Annotated in this window: 27 protein-coding genes; 17 read left to right on the forward strand and 10 right to left on the reverse strand. The window is 66.3% G+C overall.

Features of this window, described 5'->3' with window-relative positions:
- The first annotated feature begins 15 nt into the window (after positions 1–15).
- The 4 genes from NDI54_RS03150 (at position 16) to NDI54_RS03165 (ending at position 3,003) form a co-directional block, all read left to right on the forward strand.
- Complete coding sequence (locus NDI54_RS03150) at positions 16–1,365, forward strand: ATP-binding protein (protein WP_310895022.1); 1,350 nt, start codon at positions 16–18, stop codon at positions 1,363–1,365.
- Positions 1,366–1,449: 84 nt separating this feature from the next.
- Positions 1,450–1,725 (forward strand): hypothetical protein, encoded by a 276-nt coding sequence (locus tag NDI54_RS03155; RefSeq protein ID WP_310895023.1) that lies wholly within the window; start codon positions 1,450–1,452, stop codon positions 1,723–1,725.
- A 44-nt stretch (positions 1,726–1,769) separates the two neighbouring features.
- Positions 1,770–2,645 carry an MBL fold metallo-hydrolase gene (locus NDI54_RS03160; RefSeq protein WP_310895024.1) on the forward strand — a complete coding sequence of 292 codons (876 nt, stop codon included), beginning with the start codon at positions 1,770–1,772 and terminating at the stop codon, positions 2,643–2,645.
- A 61-nt stretch (positions 2,646–2,706) separates the two neighbouring features.
- Complete coding sequence (locus NDI54_RS03165) at positions 2,707–3,003, forward strand: hypothetical protein (protein ID WP_310895025.1); 297 nt, start codon at positions 2,707–2,709, stop codon at positions 3,001–3,003.
- Between the two features lie 21 nt (positions 3,004–3,024).
- Here the strand turns inward: NDI54_RS03165 and NDI54_RS03170 are convergent, their stop codons facing one another.
- Complete coding sequence (locus tag NDI54_RS03170; protein ID WP_310895145.1) at positions 3,025–3,975, reverse strand: DUF5787 family protein; 951 nt, start codon at positions 3,973–3,975, stop codon at positions 3,025–3,027.
- 232 nt (positions 3,976–4,207) lie between these two features.
- On the opposite strand from NDI54_RS03170, the gene NDI54_RS03175 reads away from it, so the two are divergent.
- From NDI54_RS03175 to NDI54_RS03195, 5 genes are read left to right on the forward strand one after another with little or no spacing between them, the layout of a single operon-like run.
- On the forward strand, positions 4,208–5,437 hold the full coding sequence (locus tag NDI54_RS03175) for a translation initiation factor IF-2 subunit gamma (protein ID WP_310895026.1): 1,230 nt from the start codon (positions 4,208–4,210) through the stop codon (positions 5,435–5,437).
- Positions 5,437–5,814 (forward strand): twitching motility protein PilT, encoded by a 378-nt coding sequence (locus tag NDI54_RS03180; RefSeq protein WP_310895027.1) that lies wholly within the window; start codon positions 5,437–5,439, stop codon positions 5,812–5,814. The genes NDI54_RS03175 and NDI54_RS03180 overlap by 1 nt, the downstream gene beginning before the upstream one ends.
- A 3-nt stretch (positions 5,815–5,817) precedes the next feature.
- Positions 5,818–6,396, forward strand: a complete 579-nt coding sequence (locus tag NDI54_RS03185) for a DNA-directed RNA polymerase (protein ID WP_004516007.1) — start codon at positions 5,818–5,820, stop codon at positions 6,394–6,396.
- Positions 6,396–6,593, forward strand: a complete 198-nt coding sequence (spt4, locus tag NDI54_RS03190; RefSeq protein ID WP_310895028.1) for a transcription elongation factor subunit Spt4 — start codon at positions 6,396–6,398, stop codon at positions 6,591–6,593. Before NDI54_RS03185 ends, spt4 begins: the two co-directional genes overlap by 1 nt.
- Before the next feature lies 1 nt (position 6,594).
- On the forward strand, positions 6,595–7,131 hold the full coding sequence (locus tag NDI54_RS03195) for a GTP-dependent dephospho-CoA kinase family protein (protein ID WP_310895029.1): 537 nt from the start codon (positions 6,595–6,597) through the stop codon (positions 7,129–7,131).
- A 20-nt stretch (positions 7,132–7,151) separates the two neighbouring features.
- Here the strand turns inward: NDI54_RS03195 and NDI54_RS03200 are convergent, their stop codons facing one another.
- Together NDI54_RS03200 and NDI54_RS03205 are read right to left on the reverse strand one after the other, a co-directional pair.
- A complete protein-coding gene (locus tag NDI54_RS03200) occupies positions 7,152–7,307 on the reverse strand; it encodes a rubrerythrin-like domain-containing protein (RefSeq protein WP_004590163.1) in 156 nt (51 codons plus the stop codon).
- An 88-nt stretch (positions 7,308–7,395) separates the two neighbouring features.
- On the reverse strand, positions 7,396–8,427 hold the full coding sequence (locus NDI54_RS03205; protein ID WP_310895030.1) for a THUMP domain-containing protein: 1,032 nt from the start codon (positions 8,425–8,427) through the stop codon (positions 7,396–7,398).
- Positions 8,428–8,514: 87 nt separating this feature from the next.
- Between NDI54_RS03205 and NDI54_RS03210 the strand changes: the two genes are divergently transcribed.
- Together NDI54_RS03210 and NDI54_RS03215 are read left to right on the forward strand one after the other, a co-directional pair.
- Complete coding sequence (locus NDI54_RS03210; RefSeq protein WP_310895031.1) at positions 8,515–8,904, forward strand: DUF7473 family protein; 390 nt, start codon at positions 8,515–8,517, stop codon at positions 8,902–8,904.
- A gap of 113 nt (positions 8,905–9,017) precedes the next feature.
- Positions 9,018–9,272: a HalOD1 output domain-containing protein gene (locus tag NDI54_RS03215; protein ID WP_310895032.1), complete on the forward strand. Its 255-nt coding sequence runs from the start codon at positions 9,018–9,020 to the stop codon at positions 9,270–9,272.
- 30 nt (positions 9,273–9,302) lie between these two features.
- Here NDI54_RS03215 and hisG read toward each other — a convergent pair whose 3' ends face one another.
- Together hisG and NDI54_RS03225 are read right to left on the reverse strand one after the other, a co-directional pair.
- The gene (hisG, locus tag NDI54_RS03220; RefSeq protein ID WP_310895033.1) at positions 9,303–10,151 is read right to left on the reverse strand and encodes an ATP phosphoribosyltransferase; all 849 of its coding nucleotides are present in this window, start codon (positions 10,149–10,151) and stop codon (positions 9,303–9,305) included.
- Between the two features lie 66 nt (positions 10,152–10,217).
- A complete protein-coding gene (locus NDI54_RS03225) occupies positions 10,218–11,360 on the reverse strand; it encodes an MFS transporter (RefSeq protein WP_310895146.1) in 1,143 nt (380 codons plus the stop codon).
- A gap of 213 nt (positions 11,361–11,573) precedes the next feature.
- Here NDI54_RS03225 and NDI54_RS03230 point away from each other — a divergent pair, with 213 nt between their 5' ends.
- The 3 genes from NDI54_RS03230 to NDI54_RS03240 all read left to right on the forward strand — a co-directional run bounded on the left by NDI54_RS03230 (position 11,574) and on the right by NDI54_RS03240 (position 15,338).
- On the forward strand, positions 11,574–12,872 hold the full coding sequence (locus tag NDI54_RS03230; protein WP_310895034.1) for an amidohydrolase: 1,299 nt from the start codon (positions 11,574–11,576) through the stop codon (positions 12,870–12,872).
- Positions 12,873–13,011: 139 nt separating this feature from the next.
- The gene (locus tag NDI54_RS03235; protein WP_310895035.1) at positions 13,012–14,016 is read left to right on the forward strand and encodes a hypothetical protein; all 1,005 of its coding nucleotides are present in this window, start codon (positions 13,012–13,014) and stop codon (positions 14,014–14,016) included.
- Between the two features lie 44 nt (positions 14,017–14,060).
- Positions 14,061–15,338, forward strand: a complete 1,278-nt coding sequence (locus NDI54_RS03240; protein ID WP_310895036.1) for an adenosylhomocysteinase — start codon at positions 14,061–14,063, stop codon at positions 15,336–15,338.
- Positions 15,339–15,652: 314 nt separating this feature from the next.
- Here the strand turns inward: NDI54_RS03240 and NDI54_RS03245 are convergent, their stop codons facing one another.
- Positions 15,653–15,805, reverse strand: a complete 153-nt coding sequence (locus NDI54_RS03245; protein WP_310895037.1) for a hypothetical protein — start codon at positions 15,803–15,805, stop codon at positions 15,653–15,655.
- 245 nt (positions 15,806–16,050) lie between these two features.
- On the opposite strand from NDI54_RS03245, the gene priL reads away from it, so the two are divergent.
- Positions 16,051–17,127, forward strand: a complete 1,077-nt coding sequence (gene priL, locus NDI54_RS03250) for a DNA primase regulatory subunit PriL (protein ID WP_310895038.1) — start codon at positions 16,051–16,053, stop codon at positions 17,125–17,127.
- Here priL and NDI54_RS03255 read toward each other — a convergent pair.
- Positions 17,124–17,333 carry a DUF7472 family protein gene (locus NDI54_RS03255; RefSeq protein WP_310895039.1) on the reverse strand — a complete coding sequence of 70 codons (210 nt, stop codon included), beginning with the start codon at positions 17,331–17,333 and terminating at the stop codon, positions 17,124–17,126. The genes priL and NDI54_RS03255 overlap by 4 nt on opposite strands.
- Positions 17,334–17,461: 128 nt before the next feature.
- Here NDI54_RS03255 and NDI54_RS03260 point away from each other — a divergent pair, with 128 nt between their 5' ends.
- Positions 17,462–18,100, forward strand: a complete 639-nt coding sequence (locus NDI54_RS03260; protein ID WP_310895040.1) for an SWIM zinc finger family protein — start codon at positions 17,462–17,464, stop codon at positions 18,098–18,100.
- A gap of 29 nt (positions 18,101–18,129) precedes the next feature.
- On the opposite strand, the gene hjc is transcribed toward NDI54_RS03260, so the two are convergent.
- Positions 18,130–18,648, reverse strand: coding sequence for a Holliday junction resolvase Hjc (gene hjc / locus NDI54_RS03265; RefSeq protein WP_310895041.1), 519 nt, complete (start codon positions 18,646–18,648; stop codon positions 18,130–18,132).
- A 195-nt stretch (positions 18,649–18,843) separates the two neighbouring features.
- Between hjc and NDI54_RS03270 the strand changes: the two genes are divergently transcribed.
- Positions 18,844–19,755, forward strand: coding sequence for a DUF4382 domain-containing protein (locus NDI54_RS03270; protein WP_310895042.1), 912 nt, complete (start codon positions 18,844–18,846; stop codon positions 19,753–19,755).
- A gap of 7 nt (positions 19,756–19,762) precedes the next feature.
- Here the strand turns inward: NDI54_RS03270 and NDI54_RS03275 are convergent, their stop codons facing one another.
- Both NDI54_RS03275 and NDI54_RS03280 read right to left on the reverse strand, forming a co-directional pair.
- Complete coding sequence (locus tag NDI54_RS03275; protein ID WP_310895043.1) at positions 19,763–20,374, reverse strand: DUF7139 domain-containing protein; 612 nt, start codon at positions 20,372–20,374, stop codon at positions 19,763–19,765.
- Between the two features lie 36 nt (positions 20,375–20,410).
- Positions 20,411–21,307: an alpha/beta fold hydrolase gene (locus NDI54_RS03280; protein WP_310895044.1), complete on the reverse strand. Its 897-nt coding sequence runs from the start codon at positions 21,305–21,307 to the stop codon at positions 20,411–20,413.

A 21,307-nucleotide genomic window follows, 5' to 3' on the forward strand; every position in this document is an offset into this window, starting at 1 on the left:
GTAACATCAGTGGGAATGAGCAATCCGGAACTGGATGTCGTCGAGTTTCTGCTGACGGCCACTATCTACAGTGAGCGGCGAGACTTCGAGCCGGACGACCTGCCGGCGGGGTACCGCTCGGTGTTCTGGAGCGACGGTGAGATCGAACGGCCCCTGTCGGTCACCAACACGACCGCGAGCGAGGCCACCGGCGTCGAGCGGCCCTGGGCGGCCATCTCCGGCCTGATGTTCACCGACCGCGACGACTTCTCCGGGAGCATCTCCATGACGGACCGCGACCTCGCCGAGGAGTGGTTCCTCGAACGGGTCGACGCCGCGGATCTCGAAGACAATCCGGTCTTAGCGAAAGCCTTCGAGGACCAGGTCGAGGGCGCTGACTACGAGCGCGCCCGCGAACGGAACCGGCCATCCCGTGCCGACCGCGCGTTCATCGACGCCAAACTGGAGGAAGCCTTCGACACCGACGACGAGGACGACGAGGAGATGCTCGACCTCGTGGACGTGCGCGCCCCCGAAGAAGTGGAGATGACCCTGGCAGACCTGGTGTTGACCACCGACCAGGAAGACGAGATACAGAAGATCGTCAAGGCCATCGAACACCGCGACTACCTCGCCCGCATCGGCCTGCGGGAGATCGGGAAGCTCCTCTTCGTCGGCCCGCCGGGGACCGGCAAGACGAGCGTCGCCCGCGCGCTGGCACACGACCTCGACCTCCCCTTTGTCGAGGTGAAGCTGTCGATGATTACCAGCCAGTACCTCGGCGAGACGGCCAAGAACGTCGAGAAGGTGTTCGAGGTCGCAAAGCGGCTCTCGCCGTGTATCCTCTTCATGGACGAGTTCGACTTCGTCGCCAAGACCCGCTCCTCCGACGAACACGCCGCCATCAAGCGCGCCGTCAACACCCTGCTGAAGAGCATCGACGAGATTTCACTGATTCAGGACGAAGTGCTGCTCATCGGTGCGACGAACCACCCGGACCAGCTCGACGCCGCCGCCTGGCGGCGCTTCGACGAAATTGTCAACTTCCCCAAGCCGGACCACGGGATGCGCGCGGACATCCTCCGCATCGTTACCCAGCAGATGGAGATCGACGACTTCGACCCCGAAACCCTGGCGGAGCTGACCGAGGGGCTGACCGGGAGCGACCTCCGGCTCGTGCTCCGAGAGGCGGTCCTCAACGCCCTGACCGAGGAGCGAACCACGCTCACACAGCAGGACCTCGAAGACGCCATCGTCGACTTCGAGGAGCGGGACAACCTCAAGAACATGGACATGATGGACGGCGACGCCGACGCCCTGGTCGCCGGAAGCGGCGGCTTCTCCGGCGACGGCGACAGCGGGCACGACCACGATCACGACCACTGAGGGTCGTTTCGACCCCTCGAGCGGTGGGTATCGCCGCCGCTGTCAGCGAGCTACTTATCAATACGGGGAACATTCGCTGTACGCATGGCTGAGGATGACGTGTTCACCGAGACAGACGACCCCGCCGAAGCGTGGGTCGACGTTCGCATGACTGATCCCGAGGAAGGCGAGTGGGACGTAGATGTTGTAATCGCGGAAAAGCAAGTCGAGTACGTCGACCTGCGAATCCGGCCGGCGTTGCTCGAAGGCTTTCTCGACTGCCTGTTCGATGACCTCTCCGACGAGCGTGCCCAGTCCCTGCTGGCGGCGACGCTGGACCGACAGGGCGTCGACCCGTCGGACCTCGCCGACACCCAGTAACGAAAGCGAGGGGCTTAGGCGAGTCGCCTGCTGAAAGGACAGTAATGGAGGTCACGCTGCTTGGGACCGGCGACACGACGGGGACGCCGACCGTCCAGTGCGACTGTGACACCTGTGAACGGGCACGCGACCCCGACGCGGAACTCCGCGCCAGCGTCCGCGAGCGCGGTATCGACCCGACAGGGGGCATCGAGCGGTCGCGGTTCTCCGTGGCCGTGGCGAACGACGAAACCGGGGAGTCGCTGCTCATCGACCTGAGCCCGGACTTCCGGCATCAGTTTCTCCGTGAGTCGGTCCCGCTGCCGGACGCGGCGATCATCACGCACGTCCACTTCGATCATCTCGACGGCCTCGGCAACGCCTATCGCCTGTTCGACGAACTGCCGGTCCACGCCGCCGACGAGACGGACCCGGTGACCGGCGAGAGCGTCGCCGAGGGCGTCCGGAGCCGCTATGACTACCTCGATACGGTGTCGGTCCACGCCCAGACGCCGTTCGAGCCGTTCACCGTCGCCGGCTTCGAGGTGACGCTTGTCCCCGTCACGCACCCGCCGCTGCTGTGTTACGGTCTGCGAATCGAAGAGCCCCAGACCGGGGCAGTGTTGTCGATTTCCGGGGACACCTGCTATGACGTGCCCGAGCGCTCGAAAGCCGTCCTGACCGGCGCTGACCTCGCACTCGTCGAGGGCATCGTCCACCCGGAGGCCTGCGAGTTTCACCCCAAGGGTGGGGACCACTTCACGGAAGACGGCGTTCCCCGGACCTTCGGCACGAAACACATGACGTTGCCCGGCGCGCGGGACTTCGCCGCCGACATCGAGGCCGACGACTACCGCATCGTCCACACTGCGCACTACGTCCCCGCAGACAGGGCCTTCGCCGACGACATCGGACTCGACGGCGAGCGGTTCACGCTCTGAGGACGATTCGGCTGCGTGAAACGGGCCGTACCTTATAGAACATGGCGAGCAACACCTCTGTATGGACAGGCGCGGTATCGCAGAGATCGGCGGGCTGTCGCTGGCCGGCGGTGCCCTCGCAATTGTCACCCAGCAGGTCGTCGTGGGCGGTATCGACTGGGTGCCCGTCATCGGACTGGTGGCCTGCATCGGGATCGCGGCCGCGGCGAACTACCAGGCCAGAACGAAACACGCGGCGCAAGTCGCGACCGAGGCACCGGCGGTGACCGAAGACAACTACGAACAGCACGGCCGCCCGACAGCCGGCGACGGGGGCGTTTCGCCGGCGGACGCGCCCCCAGAGGACGGCGACCGGTAGCCCGCTATCCACTCTCTCGGATTATCTGAACTGGTCCAGTCCTGACTGGCGACGCCGGCGTCCGTCGGGGTCTGCCCGCCACGGCGTCCGCTCGGCTCGGAGCGACTCGCCGTCGACGGCCGGTGGGTCAGCCGCCGCGTACCCCTCGCAATCCGGCCCGCACTCGTCGCTCGCACGGACGGCACGGTCCTTCCACTGACAGTAGGGGATGCCGTCGGCGTCAGGCGAACAGCGCTCACATGACGGGTAGTCGAAGCTCCGCCATCCCTTGCCGTAGGCACGCTCGGCGAGCTTTCGACGGGCACGGGCCTTCTCCGCGGCGCTGACTATCCGCACGTCTGCCCGGATCGGCCGCTCGTCCAGCAGTTCGACGCCCGCGCCGTCGGTCGGCAGCGGGGTCGCCTCCCGGCGGATATCGACTGTCCCGCTGTCGGGGTCGAACCGCCAGACGCCGACTTCCTCGGGGATGCGGTTGAGGTGGGCGCCGGTGACGTAGGAGGCCGTCGCCAGCACGACGCGGTCCGCAAGCCCCAGCGACACGTCGGTCCGCAACTGGGATTCCAGGTCGCCGGGCCGGCCCAGATCCGGCTTGTTCTCGATGGCGACGATTTCGCCGACCCAGTCCGGATACCGCGCGGTCTGGCGAACGTACGTCCGGCCGCCCCGTCGCTCCCGCTCGAAGAATCCGCGCTCGACCGCCAGCTCGACGGCCCGCTCGGCGCGGTCGGGGTGGCAGTCGAAGGCGTCCTTCCAGTAGCGGGCGCGGCCGGGACCGACATCGCTCTCGATAGCCGCCGTCGGGAGTCTATCGGGGGTGATTGCCGCTCGCTCCTCGAACTCGGGACCGGGCTCGACGACGACGGTATCGAGTACCCGTCGGCCGTGGACTGCCCCGCCAAGCTGGCGGCTCACCAGGCGGCCCTCGCGTTCGAGGTGGGCACACAGCGCCAGTTCGAAGTCGAACTCCCGCACGGCAGAGGACAGGGCCGGGACGGGCAAAAGCCCCGCGCCCGGCCACTCGTCGCCTGCGTCCCAGGGTGTGGCGTCTCTGCCAGAGCGGGCCGACCACCGCCAGTACGACGAACTCCCGGCCCACATCAGGGAGCAAAGCGGCGACTGAACCGGGTTCGGCGGGGGTTCTCCGGCCGCAAACAGTAGGTTTATCAGTTGCACGCGGCGAAACTCCACCAAGATTACTCTCGAAATGACATCGAACAAACAACCGGAGGTGAACATCGGACTCGTCGGACACGTCGACCACGGGAAGACGACGCTCGTACAGGCGCTGTCCGGCGAATGGACCGATCAGCACTCCGAGGAGATGAAGCGCGGTATCTCTATCCGACTCGGCTACGCCGACGCGACCTTCCGTCGCTGCCCGGAGGCCGAGGAGCCGGAGGCGTTTACCGTCGACGAGCACTGCGAGGACCACGATGTCGACACCGACCACCTCCGGACGGTGTCGTTCGTGGACGCGCCCGGCCACGAGACGCTCATGGCCACGATGCTGTCCGGCGCGGCTATCATGGACGGGGCTGTCCTCGTCATCTCGGCCACTGAGCCGGTCCCGCAGGCCCAGACCGAGGAGCACCTGAGCGCGCTCGACATCATCGGCATCGACAACATCGTCATCGCCCAGAACAAGGTCGACCTCGTCGACGAGGACCGGGCGATGCAGAACTACGAGCAGATCCAGGAGTTCGTCGAGGGCACCGTCGCCGAAGGCGCACCCATTGTCCCCATCAGCGCGGGCCAGGAGGCCAACATCGACCTGCTCATCGAGGCCATCCAGTCCGAGATCCCGACGCCCGAACGGGACCCAGAGGAGGACGCCCGCATGATGGTCGCGCGCTCGTTCGACATCAACCGTCCCGGGACGACCTGGGACGACCTGATGGGCGGCGTGCTCGGCGGCTCGCTCGTCGGCGGGCAACTCGAAGTCGACGACGAGATCGAGCTCCGCCCCGGCCGCGAGGTCGAGGAGGGCGGCCAGACGGAGTGGCAGCCCGTGACGACGACGGTCCGCTCGCTGCAGTCCGGCGGCGACTTCGTGGATACGGTCACGCCCGGTGGCCTGCTCGGCGTCGGCACCGGACTGGACCCGTCGATAACGAAAGGCGACGCGCTCGCCGGCCAGGTCGCCGGCCCGCCCGGCAGCCTCCCGCCGGTCCACGAGACGTTCACGATGGACGTGGACCTGCTCGAGCGCATCGTCGGCGACGACGGCGGCGAGGTCGAGGAGATCTCGACCGGCGAACCGCTGATGCTGACTATCGGCACCGCCACCACGGTCGGTTCGGTCACGAGCGCGCGTGACGAGGAATGCGAAGTCGCGCTCAAGCGCCCGGTCTGTGCGGCCTCGGGCTCGAAGATCGCCATCAACCGCCGTGTCGGCGCTCGGTGGCGGCTCATCGGCGTCGGCACGCTGCGGTGATGATCGTGTTGGACACGAACGCGCTGATGATGCCGGTCGAATGCAACGTGCGGCTGTTCGAGGAACTCGACAGGGTTCTGCCGGACACAACGGAGTACGTCGCGCCCGCCGCTGTCCGCGATGAACTGGCGAAACTGGCCGACGGAGCCGGTGCGGAAGCGACTGCCGCTTCGGTCGGACAGGACCTGCTCGACCGCTGTACGGTTCGGGAGACGACGGCCGACTACGCGGACGACGCCGTCCTCGAACTGGCACAGGCAGACGATGCGACACACGCGGTCACGAACGACAACCCCCTCAAACGACGCCTGCTGGACGCGGGCGTTCCAGTAATTAGTTTAAGGGGCCGGAACAAACTGGGTATCACTCAACCATAACACATGTATAAACGGGTACGCCTACGCGATACGGTCGAAGTCCCGCCACGCTTTCTGGCGGAGGTCAGTCCGGGGCTGGTCAAACGGCTCCTGCAAGAGAAGCTCGAAGGTCGAATGGACGAGGACGTGGGCAGCGTCGTCTCCGTCATCGAGGTCCACGACATCGGCACCGGCGCCGTGCTGCCGAACAAGCCCGGCGTCTACTACGAGGCCGAGTTCGACGCCCTCACGTTCGATCCACAGATGCAGGAAGTGGTCGACGGGGAAGTCGTCGAGGTCGTCAACTTCGGGGCCTTCATCGGCATCGGGCCGGTCGACGGCCTGCTCCACGTCTCCCAGATCTCTGACGAGTATCTGGCCTACGACGAGGAGAACCAGCAACTCGCTTCGCGGGAATCCAACCGGACGCTTACCGTCGGTGACGCCGTCCGAGCACGTATCGTCACCAAGAGCATTGACGAGCGCAATCCCCGCGACTCCAAGATCGGCCTGACAGCCAAGCAGGTCGGGCTGGGCAAGCACGGCTGGCTCCAGGAGGAGCGCGAACGGCGCGAAGGCACGGCGGAAGCCGGTGATAGCTGATGGCGGACCGACTCGTCTGTCGCGACTGCCACCGCGTCCAGGGCGCGGAGATCGAGAGCCAGTGTGAGGCCTGTGGCGGCACCGCGCTGACCGAAGACTGGGCCGGCTACGTCGTCATTGCGCATCCGGAGCGGTCCGAGATCGCCACAGAGATGGAAGTGACCGAGCCGGGCAAGTACGCGCTGAAAGTCCGCTAACGTGTCCGACGCCGTTCTCGAACTCCCGAGCGACCTTCGGCACGAGCTGAAAGAGCCGCTGGGACGGATTTATACCGACACAGCGGCGCTACTGGCCGATGCCGGCGACCCGATCATCGCTGTCGGCGACATGGTCACGTACCACCTCATCGAGGCCGGTCGGACGCCGGACCTCGCGCTGGTCGACGAGCGGACCAAGCGCTCGGCCGTTGACGCGGACGTGTCGGCGGCCATCGAGGGCTTCGACCGGACGCGCTCGGTCGACAACCCGGCCGCGACCCTCACCGCCGCGCTGCTAGAAGCACTCAGGGACGGCATCGACAGCGACGAAACCACGCTGCTGGATGTCGAGGGCGAAGAGGATCTCGCCGCGCTCCCCGCAGTACTGGCCGCACCGGCCGGTGCCAGCGTCGTGTACGGCCAGCCCGACGAGGGGATGGTGCTGGTCGACTGCGACGAGACGGCCCGAACTCGGGTCAGAGACCTGCTGGAGCGGATGGATGGCGACACTGAGCGTGCGCTCTCGCTTCTGGACTAGCCCGCAACCCTGGGACGCTCTTACTCCGGCCGCGGAACGCTGAGGTTCTGCATCTCTGTCTCACAGCGGTCACAGGTGACTGTCGAGCGCTCGCTACAGAGGCGCTTCCCGCAGTCCGGACATTCAAACAGTTGTTCGTCGTCGTCACATGGGGCCGGGTCTGACCACGTTGGCATACTTGCTACTGATTGGCACGTGTCATGGAATAAACCTTCCTCACGCCGCGACAAACCACACAAACGTCCAGAATAACTGGGCGAACGGTCACTCCAGAACGTGAACGTGCCTGACCAGTGACCGGTGAACCCGCCGCCTGAAGTAGTCGGTGACGGTCCAGCCCGTGCCGACAGCGGCCTCGCGCCAGTCGCGGTCGGCAACGAGGACACATCGCTTTGCGACGCGGTCGGCTTCGCCGAGCGCACCGGCGACGAGGGGAGCGAGTTCCCCCTCGATACGGGACTGGCGGCCGTAGGGGGCGTCGAAGACGACGGCGTCGACGGCGTCGTCGGCCACCGGTAGTTTGGATGCGTCCGACCGGAACAGCCCCCAGTCGCCCGGTTCCGGATAGGCATCCCTGTCGGGGTGGTCGTCGCCGTCGAGCGCGTACCGGAGGTTCTCGCGCGTGCCGTCGACCATCTTCGACTGGGCGTCGCCACCGACCACGTCGGCCCCGACCAGGCCCGCCTCCAGCAGGAGACCGCCGGTGCCACACATCGGGTCCAGTACCGTGGTTTCGGGGCCGGCCCCGGCGATGTTGACCAGCGCGCGGGCTTCTAGCGGGGCCATGCTGCCGGGCTGGAAGAACGGGCGGTCAGTCGGTTGCCGTCCCCCGAAATCACGGACGCTCTCGGCGGCGAGCCAGCCCAGCGCACAGCAGGCCTCGCCGGTCCCGCCTTCCTCGTCGCCGGCGGGGTCGGAGAAATAGGCATACAGGACGTGGTCTGGATCGTCGAGGTCGATGGGAAAGCCGCGGTCGGTGAGCGCGCCGCCCAGCGTCCGCTCGGCCTGCTGGCTGTCGATGCCGGTGCTCGCTCGCACGTCGACCGCCCGCACGGCGACGCTTCCCTCCCGCTCGATGGTCGCAGCCGACAGCATGGCGGCGGCGCTTTCGATGTCGGGGTCCGCGGTTCCGATCAGGTCACAGGCCCGGTGGGTGAACGCGAGATGGCGAACGCGGTCGCTGATACCCCGTGCCGTCGCCAGTCCGGGCGCGAGCGTGTCGACGGCGCTCGCGGCGCTTGCTGCTTCCCGCCGCGCGAACGCGTCGTCCTGCCCGCCGAGTTCGAGGACGTACACGCCCGAGCGGTGTGGGCGAGCGGCTATGAGCGTGCCGGTCGCGCCCGGGAACAAAACGCACAAGCGAGCGGCCGCCGAACCTCGGGTATGTTCCAGTCCGGGTTCTCCAGCCTGACCGGTGGTGGTATCCTCGCGGTCCTCGTGACTGTTCTCCTCACCTGGCTCTTCTATGCCGTCACGCTCCACCTGGCCGCGACGTTTTTCATCGGCGACGTGCCGAGCCAGCTCGCGGCGAAAGCCGCCGTCGCGCCGGCGCTCGTCTCGCTAATCCTCCAGCGCTGGGGGGTCGAATCAGGCATCGTCTCGGCGGACCTGGGCGTGCTGGTCGTCCTCGTGCTCACGATGCTGGCCGACGGTATCGCGATCAGCTACACGTACCGGCTGTCGACCCGTTCCACGGCCCCGCTCGTGGCGCTACATCTCGCCTTCGCTGCTGTCCTGGGCTTCGCGCTGAACAACATCTTCGACCTGGTGTAGGCGTCTCGCGGAGAAACTCCTCAGCGGGCTATCCAATGTTTCACCCGGATAATAACTAACACGCAGAACATGAAAACCAAAACTAATTAGATATCTTGAATTATAGGATAAGTATGATTAACCGTGAGATTCGACCCGCCGAATCGGTAAGCGAGGCGGTCGTTCAGGCCGTGAGTACGCTGGAGGGCTGTCATCCGCGGGCGCTCCCGTCGCTGTACGGCGTTGTCAATCCCGACGCACTGAATACCCTGTTCAGACAGGATACAGAGCGGGAATCCGGCCGGACGGACCTGGTCTCATTTCGGTTCAGCGATTCTCTAGTCACGGTCAGCGCGGACGAGTGTATCAGGGTTGAATCCACTCGATAACCGCACGAGGAGACACGTGAACTAATAGTCTTACTTGACTAGACGTTCTATCTCTGTCACAAGTATGTCATTTGCGCCCACGTCTTTGAGCGAGCTGATGGTTTCAAAGACAGCGCGCTCCTCGACGACGGCATGGACGGCCAACTGGTCGGAACCGGCAATATCCATCACCGTGGGGCCGCCCATGCCCGGAAGCACCTCTTTCACGTCGTCGAGGGCGTCCTCGGGAGCGTTCATCATGAGGTAGCGCTTGTCCTCGGCGGCGAGGACGGAGCCAAGCGCGGTGTTGACCTGCTTTACTTTCTCGTCGTCGGCGGTGTCCTCGCGGGCGAACAGGCGGACGGAGCTTTCGAGCACGTCGTCGACGACGGCGAGGCGGTTCATCCGGAGCGTGGTCCCGGTCGAGGTGATGTCGACGATGCCGTCGGCGATGTCGACGTGGGGTGTCAGTTCCGTCGCGCCGGACACCTCGGTCACGTCCACATCCACGTCAACCGTGTCGAAGTAGCGGCGGGTGATTTTGGGGAACTCCGTGGCGATGCGGCCGCCCTCGAAGTCGTAGACGGTCTCGATGTGGCTGTCCTCGGGCGCGGCCAGAACGAGGCGACAGCGGCCGAAATCGAGGTCGCGCAGTTCGACGAGATCGTCGGCGTCGGACTCTCGGACCTGATCGAGGCCGGTGATACCCACGTCGGCAGCACCGTCGGCGACGTATTCGGGGATGTCGGCGGCGCGGGCGTACAGGACGGTCACGTCCGGGTCGACGGTGTCGGCGTGCAGCTGGCGGTCGGCTCCGTCGACCAGGTGGAGGCCGGCCCGTTCGAGCAGTTCCTCGCTTGGTTCGTGCAGGCGGCCCTTGTTGGGGACGGCGATTCGCATACGCCTACTGGCAGGCCGCGGGGCAACTGTCTTTCCCCTCGCGCCGGAGGCCTGTGTGCGGCCCCGTCACACCCGGTCCCGGCGCGGCAGGGTGACAAAGACCCCCGCAGCCAGTAGCGTCAGCCCGGCCAGCCCGTAGAACGCGAGGGCGAACAGGCCGCGGTCGGCCAGCAGACCCACGGCCGTCGAGCCGAGCGAACTGACCGCGAAGAAGGCCGTCCGGAGCAGGCCCCAGCCGGTGCCTTCGGCGGCGTCCGGCAGCGTATCGACGATGTAGGCGTTCGACAGCGGCCCGGCGCTCATTCGGATCCCGATAGCCCCGGAGACGACAGCCAAGGGCACGACGCCCCGAACTGTCGGGACGAGCGCGAGCGGGACGGTGCTGACCAGTGCGACACCGGTCAGGACAACCGGCGTTCCGTACCGGTCGGCCAGCCGCCCGGTGACTGTCTGGGAGAGCGCGCCGCCGACGAACAGTACTGAGAGAAGCGCCCCGGCGGTCCCCTGCGAGAAGTCCCGGACCGTGACGAGATACGTCGTGAGAAACGCCGTCACGGCCTGGAAGACGAACAGCATGAGCGTCTCGCCGGAGACCGATAACACGAGCCGGCGGTTGCGGACGCCGGCGACGACCGTCCGGAGGTCCTGCCGGAGGCTCCGTTCGGACTCGACTGTCGGGCGGTCCGAGACTGACAGCCAGAGCGCGCCGGCGACGAGCAGGAACAGCGGGGCGACGCTGGCAAGCGCCAGCCGCCAGCCGTAGCGGGTCGTGACGAACGCGGCGACGGCGGGCAGGGCGGCCGCCCCGAGTGAGCCGGCGGCCATGACGACGCCGAAGGCGGTCCCCTCGCGGGCGTCGAAGGACCGCGAGAGGACGGTCCCGCGGGTCGGGCCGTACAGCCCCGTCCCGAGCCCGAACGCGCCCGTGGCGACCAGGAACAGCGAGAACACTGGCGCGAGGAAATAGCCCAGCAGACCTAGGCCCGACAGCAGCGCCGCGGCCACGAGAAGCGTCCGCTCACCGATCCGGTCGATCAGGGCCCCAGCGGGGAACTGCATCGCCGCGTACGTGGCCCAGAGGATCGTGACCGCGAGCCCGGCCTGGGTGTTCGAGATGACGAACTCCTCGCTGATGGTCGGCAGAATCGCCGGGACCACGAAGCGCATCCCGAGGACGAGGAACCAGCCGGCAGCGACGGTGAGCAGCATCCGGCTCCGGCTTCCGTGCCGCAAGTCGGTGAGCCGCTGTCGGATGCGCTCTGCCGTCGCCATTCTCTTGGCGGTCCGAATGCGCCGGAGCGGAAAGACCCCTGCGGAACAGGCACCCATTCGGGTGTGCACACAGCCACCGACGTGGCAACACGCCACACAGCGGCGCTGTGGACCCGGCGAACTAAGACCCGCGGTTGCGAAGCCCCGGCCATGAGCGAACTCCTCGTCACCGGCGGGCAGGTCCTCCGGCCGGATCTCTCTGTCGAGCGGGCGGACGTACTGATCTCCCAGGACAGCGGCGACATCGTGGCCGTCGACGAGGCGGGTGCCCTGGAGGGCGACGACGAACTCGACGCCAGCGACGGCCTCGTCATCCCCGGGCTGGTCAACGCCCACACGCACGTCGCCATGACGCTGCTGCGTGGCCTCGCCGATGACAAACCCCTCGACGCGTGGCTGCAGGAGGATATCTGGCCCGTCGAAGCGGAACTGACCGCAGAGGACATCCGCGCCGGCGCGGAACTCGGGCTGGTCGAGATGATCCGGTCGGGAACCACGGCGTTGTCCGACATGTACTTCGAAGTCGAGGAGATCGCGGGCGCGGTCGACCAGGCCGGGATGCGGGCGGTGCTTGGCTTTACCGCCGTCACCGTCGGCAAGGACGACGAGGGCGCGCGGGCGGACCTCCAGGAAAGCCTCGACGTGGCTCGACAACTCGACGGTGCGGCCGACGGCCGCGTTCGAACGACGTTCCAGCCCCATTCGCTGACGACTGTCGGCGAGGAGTACCTTCGTGAGTTCGTCCCGAAGGCCCTCGACGACGGCCTCTCGATCCATCTGCACGCCAACGAGACGCGCGACGAGGTGACGCCCATCGTCGACGAGCACGGAATGCGTCCGCTGGCCTACGCCGACGATGTCGGCCTGCTGGACGGCGACACCTACGTGGCCCACGGGGTCCACGTCGACGACAGCGAGATTGACCTGCTGGCCGAGACCGGCACCGGCGTCGCCCACTGCCCGGCCTCGAACATGAAACTCGCCAGCGGGATGGCTCCTGTCCAGGACCTGCTCGACGCCGGCGTCACCGTTGGAATCGGGACCGACGGCGCGGCCTCGAACAACGACCTCGACATGTTCGACGAAATGCGCGACGCGGCGATGCTCGGCAAACTGGCGGCCGACGACGCCAGCGCGGTCGACGCCGGGACTGTCGTCAAGATGGCGACCGAAAACGGCGCGTCCCTGCTTGGCTTCGACAGCGGCCGTATCGAGACCGGTGCGAACGCCGATCTGGCGGTCATCGACCTCGACGCCCCGCACCTGACACCGGCCCACGACCTCGTCTCGCATCTGGCCTACGCCGTCCACGGGAGCGACGTGCGCCACACGGTCTGTGACGGCGAGGTGCTGATGCGGGACCGCACGGTCGAGGTGTTCGACGAGCAGGCCGTCCGTGAGCGAGCGAGCGAGCACGCCGCCGCGCTGGTCGACCGGGCCAGCGACTGAGCAACGCAGAATAAACGCTGAGAACAGGTCTTAAACGGTATAACTATTTCTCAGACGGCGTTGCCGATTCTGCAAACGGCGTGAACGAGTTGAACGGGAGGGGGTGTTTATCGCTCTCTCGGCGAACGTACCGGGTACGATGCGCACCAAACTCTTTGCACTGTACGCCGCTGTCGGACTGGCCCTGCTGGCCGCCGGTCCGGGTCTGGCGGCCGCGGCGGACTCGGCCGGCAACACTGACACGGGGAACACACTCGCGGTGAGTGTCTCCCAGTCTGATGACGGCAGCGCGACGGTATCGGTCACACAGAACGACACGGGCGTCGAGAACGCCTCGGTCCACGTCGAAACGGCTGACAACGTCTCCTACGCCGGAACCGGCAACTACACGACTGACAGTGACGGCACGGTCGGGCTGCCCGCGCTGGAGCAAAACGTCACGGTCGACGTGACGGCGATGACCGACAATCACACCGCGACGACGGCGGCGGACCTGACCGTCGCGTCGATGAACGCCACCAACATGACCGAGTTCGACACCTTCGGACTCGAAGTGTCGGCCTACGTCAGCGACCTGTTGAGCGACGAGAACCGGACCGGCGGCATCGGCCCGGCCGTCGCCAGCTTTGTGACGGCAAACAACCCCGGTAACGCGCCGGACCACGCCGGCCCGCCCGCACACGGTGAGAACGAGTCCGACGACAACGAGACCCACCCCAGCGAGCGACAGGGTCCGCCGGCGGACATCTTCGGTGACGACGACGAAAATGAGACCGAGGACGAGAACGAAACGGACGACCGCCGCGGTCCACCCGAGGACGCGGGACCGCCTGAGGACCGCGGTCCAGACAGCGATGACGACGAGAACGAGACCGAAGACGACGAAAACGAGACAGACGAGGACCGCCGCGGCCCGCCCGAAGACGCGGGGCCGCCCGAGGACCGCGATGACGACGATTCGGAGAACGAGACTGAAGACGACGAGACCGAGGAGTCGGAAGACGAGAGCGACGATGACTCCGATAGCGGCGACGATGACAACGACAGCGATGACGATGACAGCGATGACGATGACAGCGATGACGACGACGGCGACCGCGGCCCGCCAGAGGACGCCGGCCCGCCGGACGACCGCGGTAACTGAGCGGCTTCGGTAGCGTTTTAGGAACTCTCTTCCTCTGTCGTGACATGACGACGCCTATTTCCGAGCGACTCGACGACCTCGACGAGGCTCGCGACTCCGGCCGCCGCAAGATGGACTGGGCCGTCCAGCACATGCCCATCTGCGGCGCGCTCCGCGAGCAGTTCGAAGCCGACCAACCCTTCGCTGGCGAGCGGATCGGCATGGCGATGCACGTCGAAGCCAAGACCGCCGTGCTGGCGGAACTACTTGCTATCGGCGGCGCGGAGGTCGCCATCACCGGCTGTAACCCGCTTTCGACCCACGACGACGTGAGCGCCGCACTGGATGCCGTCGACGGCGTCACCTCCTACGCCGAGCGCGGCGTCGACGACGAGGCGTACTACGAGGCCATCGAGGCCGTCATCGGCCACAAGCCGACCATCACCGTCGACGACGGGATGGACCTCGTCGCGGCCATCCACGAGGACTACCCCGAACTCATCGACACCATCATCGGCGGTGCGGAGGAGACCACCACCGGCGTCCACCGCCTGCGAGCGATGGACGAGGACGGCGAACTCGACTACCCCGTGTTCGCGGTCAACGACACGCCGATGAAGCGCCTGTTCGACAACGTCCACGGCACCGGCGAGTCATCGCTTGCTTCCATCGCCATGACGACGAACCTCTCGTGGGCCGGCAAGACCGTCGTCGTCGCCGGCTACGGCTACTGCGGCAAGGGCGTCGCGAAGAAAGCCAGCGGCCAGAACGCCGACGTGGTCGTCACCGAGGTCGAGCCCCGCCGCGCGCTCGAAGCGCACATGGAGGGTTACGACGTGAAGCCGATGGCCGAGGCCGCCGAGGTTGGCGACGTGTTCATCACGACCACCGGCAACCGCGATGTCATCGTCGAGGAACACTTCGAGGCGATGCAGGACGGCGTCCTGCTCGCTAACGCCGGCCACTTCGACGTGGAGGTCGACCTCGACGCGCTGTCGGACCTCGCCGCCGACACCTACGAGGCCCGCGACGGCGTCCAGACCTACGAACTGTCTGATGGTCGCCGCCTGAACGTGCTGGCCGAGGGCCGTCTGGTCAACCTCGCAACCCCGATTGCGCTGGGCCACCCCGTCGAAGTCATGGACCAGAGCTTCGGCATCCAGGCCGTCGTGGTCCGGGAACTTGTCGAGCGCGGGGAGGAGTACGAGGCCGGCGTCCACGCCGTTCCCGACCGACTGGACAAGGAAGTCGCGGAAATCAAACTAGAGGCCGAGGGCGTCGACTTCGATTCCTTGACTGATGCCCAGGCCGAGTATATGGATTCCTGGCAGCACGGGACATAGCGAGGTTCTTCGCTGCGCTCAGAACCTCGTACCGAAACGGGGAGCGAAGCGACCCGTGAGACGTAGGGAGGGGCGCGAACAGAGTGAGCGGCCCTCCTTCTTGCGAGCGGGGAGGCACGACCCGGGAGCAGCAGAGTGGTTCGAGCGGAGCGAGAACCACTGAAACGTCGAACGGCGAAGCCGTGAGACGTAGCGAGGCCGACCGGAGAAAAACTGACACCGATAGGCCATTTTGATACAGCAGACGCACGGTGCAGCACGTCTAGCAGAGAAACCCGCGCAGAACTAACAACAGGCGAGAAGCGACACGGAACTCACTCCGTCACGTCGACGGAGACCGTTGACTGAATCCAGGCGGACTGGTTCTCCGGGTCGCCGATGTGGGCGACCGTGCCCACGCCGACATCGTACTCTTCGAAGGTCGCTCTGATACCGTCCCGTGATTCGGTGTCGTGCTCGTGTGTCATCGGTGTGCTCGTGTCTCGTTGGGCAGTTACCGCGTCGACTGCACTGGTGCGGTTCGCCGACCGAACCACACGCAGTCACCGGCCCGCGTGTCCTTACCACATGCTGTCAATAGATGGGATCGGGCATCCGCTTGTCCGCTAGCTGTATTCACCTGCCGTTGCCGCGGTTCTATATGTATAGAACGAGACTCACACTCGTCCCGGTGACGGCAATTTTATTCGCGCCCGTCCGAAAGGTGGTGGCAATGGAACCGCTCCACGCACGCTACCCGTTCCTGGCACGGTCTCGGGAGGCCGTCGAAGCCGCGGCGGTGGACCTCGGTGAGGTCGTCGCCACGGACGAGGCGGTCACGGCACGCGCGCTGGAGCGGGTCGAATCCGCAATCACAGACGGGACTGTCGGCGAACCCCACCGGCGGACCCGCGTCGAACTGCTGTCGTATCCGGTCGCTCGCGTGCTGGTGTCGCTCGTCGACGTACACATCTGCACCCGGAAGTACGCACAGGCAGAGGCCGAGGCGGCCTACGAGCGCTTCACCGAGGAGTTCGCGACGACAACGGAGTTGAAATCGACCCAGCGCGAGACGCTCGACCGCGACGAACTGCTCGCGGAGTTCGACCTCGCAAGCGCCGTCCGGCAACGCGGCGACGGCTTCCGCGTCGAGGTCGGCGCGTATCTCGACCTGGCGGCCGACCAGCGGGGCGACGCCTGGCGGCTGGTCAACCGGCCGCTTTCCAATGGCGAGGTCAGGGTCACCGCCGAGGAACTGAACGTCCTGTTGAAGCAGGCGATCCGCCACCGCGTCACCGACGGCCTGCCGTTCACCGTCCCCGACGCTATCGCCGATGAACTGACGGAGGAAGTCGACCGCCTCGAAGAAGTCCTCTCGGACCTGGAACTCACCCGTGAGATCGACACCGTCGTCCCGGAACTGTTCCCGCCGTGCATGAAGGCCCTCCTCGATCAGGTCCAGAAGGGCGAACACCTCGAACACCACTCTCGCTTTGCCATCGCGGCCTTCCTCACCGGCATCGGGATGACGACGGACGAGATCGTCGACCTGTTCCAGGTCAATCCCGGCTTCGGCGAGGAGGCGACTCGCTACCAGGTCGACCACATCCGTGGGGAGACAAGCCCGACGGAGTACTCGACGCCGGCGTGTTCGACCATGCAGTCCTACGGCGACTGTGTCAACAAAGACGACCTCTGTGAGACGATTTCCCATCCGATGGGCTACTACGAGCAGAAGATAGATGACACCGACGAGGAGGAACTAGTCGACTGGCGCGAGGACGAGGGCGATGAGGAAGCCGACGCCTAGAACTGCTGGCGTTCGAGCCAGAGGCCGGCAGCGGTCATGAACACGACAAACAGTCCGATCGCGCCGACGAGCGCGTACCCGCCCGTTGGTGACAGGTTCGAATCGACCAGATACGTCTGTGAGACGGTGACTGCCGAGCTTATGAACAGCACGACCGCGACCGCTGAGATGACGATTTGTAGGAGCGTCTCACGCCCGATATCCATGTCCTGCGATTTCACAGGGCCGGCAAAAAGGGTATCGAAGCGCTGGAGCCCCTGGCCGAGACATTTACGCCCGTGTAGGACCTACGTTTCGACTGGACGCATTGGAAAATACAGCCGCGTCCGCACCTATGACGCTCATCGAGCCAGCAGCCGACCGGCACAGTACCGCACTTGCACCGGACCTCCGTTCCCTCCCGGAGCGGGCCGCCCGCGCCTGGACCGAGCGCATGGCCGTGCGCCCGCGAGCGGGCAGCACGTACGCCGTGACGACCGAAAGCGACAGCACGTATCTCGTCGACATCGCACAGCACTCCTGTTCCTGCCCGGACAACCGTATCCGCGGCGAGCACTGCAAACACCTCCGGCGCGTTGCCATCGAAATCACCGCTCGGCGGGTCGCACCGCCCGGCAAGGAACGGGCGATCTGTGACGCCTGTGGCACCGTCACCTTCGTCGCCGCGGACGCACGGACGCCGCATCTCTGTCGGAACTGCCGACTGGAGACCGGCGATGTTGTGCGGGACCGCGAGACGGGCGACAGACTCGTCGTCGTCGACGTGACAGACACGCCAGCCGCCGAGTGGATCATCGAAGCGACGGGCGAGACGGTCGCCGACTACGACACCAACGGGGGCTACCCGGTGGACGACCTCGTCGTGCTGGCGACGTACCTCTCCGAGGCCGTTCGGGCGACCGACCCGCGGGAGTACGCCTTCCCGCTGTCCCGGCTGCGCCGCGTCGAGGACGCCGAGCTGGTTGCCCCGTAAGCGCCCGTAGACAACTGTTTTGCCTGCCGCTATTCCAGCATTGCCGCGGCTTCCTCCTTGTCGAGGTCGCCGCGTTCGAAGGCCGACAGCACGTCCAGCACGCTCTGGTCGGGGCCGTTGTCGGCCACGTCATCGAGCGTGACTTTCTCCGAGTGGCCCACGAACTCGTCGAAGTCCGTCCCATCCGAGAGGGCCTTCTCCTTCTTGACGCGGTAGTTGCCGCCGCCGGTCGTGTGGAGGTCGGCCGGGTGGAAGAAGTACCAGTCCTCGCGGTCGAACCGGACGGCGATACGCGGCTTCGCGCCGAAGTTCCGGGCGAAAAACAGCAGCGCCTCGACCTCCTCGCCGGTGAGATAGATGGGGTCGCCGGCGCTGGATTTCGCCTCGATAGCGTAGAACGTCTCGCCGTCGCCCGAGAGCACGTCCGGCAGTTCCCGCTCGGTCGCGCTGCCACTGGCCGGCGCGCGCATCACCGCAAAGCCCGCCTCGTCGAGTGCGTTGACCAGTTCGCGCTCGCGGCGGTCGCCCTTCGCGTTCGAGTTTGCCATTATCAGGACGTGGAGCGACGGGGGTAAAACCGTTCAGATACGACCAGACCGTTCATTCCGTTCAGAGAGGTACACATCGATTTGACCTATCGCGGGGCATATACATGCCACTCCCATCCCACGCTATGGAATGAATACGTTCGCAACAGCAGCGACAGAACCGACAGCGACGACGACACAGATGGGGCGCGGCAGATGAGACGACGACGATTTATCGCCACGGGCGCTGGCGTCGGCGTCGGACTCCTTGCCGGCTGTTCCGGGTCAAGCGACACGGGCGGGTCCGACGGGTCCAGCGGCGACGGGACCAGCACCGATGACACCAGCGACAGCGACACGACAACGGACGACGGTGGCGCGGTCGGTGCGTTCCGCCTGCTCATCAGCGACCAGCCCGCGGCCATCGGCGATTTCGACTCGCTCGATGTATCGTTCTCGCGGGCTCGCATCTTCCACGCGGGCGGGGAGGACACAGAAAGTGAGACCGAAGCCACGGAGACGGCCGAGGCAACCGAGACGAACGAAACCGCCACAGCGGAGGCGACAGAGACTGCAACGGCCGAACCGACCGAGACGGCCGAGATGGACGACGAAGACCAGACAGCGGACGCAGACGACGAGGAAACGGACGACGACAACGGCTTCGTCGTCCGCGAACTCGACGGCGCGACCGTCGACCTCACCGAGGTCGTCGGCGACAAGGCCATCAGCGTCCTCGACGGGGAGCTCGAAGAAGGCCAGTACAGCAAGATCGAACTGTCTGCTGAATCCGTTGATGGGATCGTCGACGGCGAGTCAGTCGACGTGAAGATCCCGAGCGAAAAGCTCCAGATCGTCAAACCGTTCGAGGTCGTCGCCGGTGAATCGGTCGAGTTCGTCTTCGACATCAACGTCGTCAAGAAGGGCAACGGCGGATACAACCTCCTGCCGGTCATCTCGAAAAGCGGCGTCGCTGGCAAGGATGTCGAAGTCGAGGAAGTCGGTGAAGGCGCAGATGCCGACGACGAGAGTGACGATGACGCCGAGGAGACTGAAGTCGAGACGACCGACCGCGACTCGATGACGGAGTCGGACCGACGCGGCAACGAAACGACGGCTGACGAGTAACGGTCAGTTATTCTTCGATTCGGGACTCCAGTTCCTGAATGACCTCGTCGGTCGTGCCGCCGTCACCACGGACCGCCTGCGTGTAGCGTTTGTACTCCTGTGGGGACACCTGCACGGTCTTGGTCTCGCCTTTGTGCGAAATCTCTAGCTTGACGGTGCCATGTGGGTCGTTCCGGCGGCGGAAACTCGCCATCGCAGTAAAAACGAACCAGAACGCCACGCAGGACCCGATGAAGTACGCCATCGTCGTCTCGAACGCCAACGTCTGCTCGCCGACCGTCCAGTTGTACGGGTAGGCCATCTGGAACAGTCCGACACCGACCAGACAGAGGGCCGCCCCGACGGCGACACCGCCCTGCTCGCGGCGGCTCGAGGGGAGCACGGCGACGACGCTCAGGAACATCGCTGGGATACCCAGACCGCCCAGCGTCCCGCCGAGTTTCTCGGCGGCGTGGGGCGCTGTTGCGCCGACGACTGCCGACAGCGGGGTCGTGACGAGGAGAATCGCCACAATCACTGCCAGCGCACCGACAAATCCCAGGGTCGCACCGGCGACGACGCGACGCGGATCGCGCCCCTCCCAGCGCCGGTTATCGTACGCGTCCCCCAGGTTCTCCATACCGGCCCGTTGGCACCCGACCCACAAAACGCTACGTCAGACGCGTGTGCGACGCCGTGCGGCCGCCAGCGCGTCCTCGCCGGCGGCTGTCAGCGTCCCGAGATGGTCGCTGTCGACGAGTTCGAGCGAGGCCTCGGGAAGCCGCCGAACGAGTGTTCTTCCCGTCGACGGGGCGACGTTGGCATCCGCCCGGCCCTGGAACACCGTCACCGGAACGGACACGTCTTCGAGGGCGAACGGCCACGGCTGCGAGAGGAGTCGCTGCTCGCGGATAATCGCGCTCGGGCCGCGTGCCATCGCGGTGAGCATGTCCGCGCGGACGACGCGAGCCACTTCGTCGGCGGTCAGGGCGTCCGTCTCCGGCGTCTCCTCGGCGACGAACCCGACGGCATACGACGGGTCCCGGCGGACGGCGAACCACCGCTGCAGGCGGAAGAGGCGGCCGAGCGCCCACGGGGCGTGTCGGGACAGCGCCCCCACGAACTGCTGAACGCGCCCCGTCGCACCGATAGCCGGCGGGCCGCTGCCGCCAAGCAGTGCGATTCGCCGTATCTCGGGCAGCCGGTGACAGGCCAGTGCGAACGGACCGCCGCCGGAGAAGCCGACGGCACCGGCCGCGTCGACGCCGAGATGCGACAGGAGGTGTGCGGCGTCGTCCGGCCAGTCATCGAGCGTGGCCGGGGCGTCTTCCGAGTTCCCGATGCCCGGCCGGTCCGGAGCGATGAGGGACACGCTGCGCTCGCGGGCCGGTGCGGCAAGGAGCCGTGCGATGACGTGTGATCCGGGGGTGCCGTGACAGAAGAGAACCGGGTCGCCGTCGGCGGCGCCGTAGGTGGTGTAGGCCAGTCGCCGGCCGTCGGGCAGTGAGAGCGACTCCGTCTCGGAGTCGGCAGGCAGCCAGTCGGTAGCCGGAACCGGCGGCGCGGACGGCAT

This window comes from Haloarcula terrestris (assembly GCF_031624315.1).
Taxonomy (GTDB): domain Archaea; phylum Halobacteriota; class Halobacteria; order Halobacteriales; family Haloarculaceae; genus Haloarcula; species Haloarcula terrestris.